Below are 2,564 nucleotides of genomic sequence, written 5' to 3'. Positions count from 1 at the left end.
CGGCATGGTGCTGGGGGGCGGCGCGCCGGCCGGGGCGCGGGAATGAGCGCCCGGGGACTGGGCGCGCTCGTCCGGGATCCCGCCTACCGCCAGGGCGTGCTGGACATGTTCGGCACCAGCGTGGGCGTGGGCGCCTGGGGGCTGGTGACCGGCGTGGCCATGGTCAAGAGCGGCATGTCGGTGCCGATGGCGATCTTCATGTCGCTCGCGGTGTACGCGGGCAGCGCGCAGCTCACGGTGATCCCGCTGATGGCCGTCGGCGCGCCGCTGTGGGTGGTGTGGCTCACGGCCTCGTGCGTGAACCTGCGCTTCGTCATCTTCAGCAGCCTATGGCGCAGCTACTTCGCGCACCTGCCGCTGCGCCGGCGCCTGGCGGTGGGGTATTTCAGCGGCGACGTGATCTTCGTCGCGTTCATGAAGCGCTACCCCCAGCCCACGCCGCAGCCCGAGCAGGTGCCGTACTTCTGGGGCGCCGCGTCGATCAACTGGCTGTCCTGGCAGGTGCCGTCGATCACGGGCATTTTGCTGGCCAACGTGGTGCCGCTGTCGTGGGGCCTGGGCTTTGCGGGCGTCCTGGCGCTGCTGGGCGTGATGCTGTCCATGCTGTTCGACCGCGCCACCTGGCTGGCCACGGGCGTGGCCATGACGGCGGCCATCGCGGCGTTCGCGCTGCCGCTCAAGCTGAACATCCTGGTGGCGATCGCGGCGGCCGTGGCCGTGGGCCTCATCATCGAGACGGTGGACCGCCACCTTCGAAAGCCCGAGGTGCTGCTGGTGCCGGCCGAGAGCGCGCTGCCGCCCGAGGAGAAAAAGCACGTGCAGGACGGCGACGTGGTGCCGCTGCGCGAGGAGCGCCACCCATGAACTGGTCCTGGGTCGAACCCACCATCGCCATCCTGGGCCTGGCCGCGATCACGGTGGTGTCGCGCGCGTTCTTCATGATTCCCGAGCGCGAACTGCCCCTGCCCGACTGGCTCAAGCGCGGCCTCAAGTACGCGCCGCTGGCCGCGCTGGCCTCGGTGATCGCGCCGGAGATCTTCATGGCGCAGGGCGAGCTGATCGGCACGCTGCAGGACGCGCGCCTGCCGTCCGTGCTGTGCGCCGCCGGCTACTACTTCTGGCGCCGCGGCATCCTGGGCACCATCGTCGTGGGCATGGTGGTGTACCTGCCGCTGCACATCGGCCTGGGCTGGTAGCCCACGGGCGGCGCCGGCCGACACGGCCGGGCACGGGGCCGCACCTACAATGCGGCGCAGTTTTCCACCCTCCCCGCGCCGCCCGCCGGCCCCATCGATCCATGCACATCCTTCGCTTTTCCGACCTCTGCGCCCAAGGCCAGGCCCGTGGCCAGCGCGTGTTCATCCGCGCCGACCTGAACGTGCCGCAGGACGACGCCGGCCACATCACCGAGGACACGCGCATCCGCGCCTCGGTGCCCTGCATCCAGATGGCGCTGGACGCCGGCGCCGCCGTCATGGTGACCAGCCACCTGGGCCGCCCGACCGAGGGCACGCTGCAGCCCGCCGACTCGCTCGCCCCCATTGCGAAGCGCCTGGGCGAACTGCTGGGCCGCGAGGTTCCGCTGGTGGCCGACTGGGTGGACGGCGTGGCCGTGCAGCCCGGCCAGGTCGTGCTGCTGGAGAACTGCCGCGTGAACCCCGGCGAGAAGAAGAACGACCCCGCGCTGGCCAGGAAGATGGCCGCGCTCTGCGACATCTACGTGAACGACGCCTTCGGCACCGCGCACCGCGCCGAGGGCACGACCTACGGCATCGCCGAATACGCCAAGACCGCCTGCGCCGGCCCGCTGCTGTCGGCCGAGATCGACGCCATCACCAAGGCCCTGGCGCACCCCGCACGGCCGCTGGCGGCCATCGTGGCGGGCAGCAAGGTCTCGACCAAGCTCACCATCTTGAAGAGCCTGGCCGACAAGGTGGACCAGCTCATCGTGGGCGGCGGCATCGCCAACACCTTCATGCTGGCCGCCGGCCTTCCGATCGGCAAGAGCCTGGCCGAGCCCGACCTGCTGGACCAGGCCCGCGCCGTGATCGACGCCATGAAGGCGCGCGGCGCCGAGGTGCCGATCCCCACCGACGTGGTGGTGGCCAAGACCTTCTCGGCCGATGCGCCCGCCACGGTGAAGGCGGCCGCCGACGTGGCCGACGACGACCTGATCCTGGACATCGGCCCCGAGACCGCGAAGAAGCTGGCCGCGCAGCTCAAGCAGGCCGGCACCATCGTGTGGAACGGGCCCGTGGGCGTGTTCGAGTTCGCCGCGTTCGAGAACGGCACCCGGGCCATCGCCCAGGCGATCGCCGAATCGAGCGCGTTCAGCATCGCGGGCGGCGGCGACACGCTGGCGGCGATCGCCAAGTACGGCATCGAGAAGGACGTGGGCTACATCTCCACCGGCGGCGGCGCCTTCCTGGAAGTGCTGGAGGGCAAGACGCTGCCGGCCTTCGAGATCCTGCAAAAGCGCGCCCAGGGCTGAGCCGGCGGCGGGTTCACGCCCGCCGTCCTTTTGCTATTTAATTAATAGCAATATGCCCTAGTGATGATTGTGC

General features: G+C 70.4%; 3 protein-coding genes. All 3 read left to right on the top strand.

From position 1 onward, the window contains the following. Window positions 1–42: 42 nt before the first annotated feature. Complete coding sequence (locus AC27IQ_RS22285; protein ID WP_317360105.1) at window positions 43–864, top strand: AzlC family ABC transporter permease; 822 nt, start codon at window positions 43–45, stop codon at window positions 862–864. After that, entirely contained in the window at window positions 861–1,196 is a 336-nt protein-coding gene (locus AC27IQ_RS22280) for an AzlD domain-containing protein (protein WP_284406531.1), read from the top strand. Before AC27IQ_RS22285 ends, AC27IQ_RS22280 begins: the two co-directional genes overlap by 4 nt. A 101-nt stretch (window positions 1,197–1,297) precedes the next feature. Continuing rightward, a complete protein-coding gene (locus AC27IQ_RS22275; protein WP_487090835.1) occupies window positions 1,298–2,491 on the top strand; it encodes a phosphoglycerate kinase in 1,194 nt (397 codons plus the stop codon). Window positions 2,492–2,564: the final 73 nt, after the last annotated feature.

The organism is Acidovorax sp. KPB24-07, from assembly GCF_057543315.1.
Note: the sequence above shows the minus strand (reverse complement) of the source record. Positions and strands in the feature narration are given on the sequence as shown.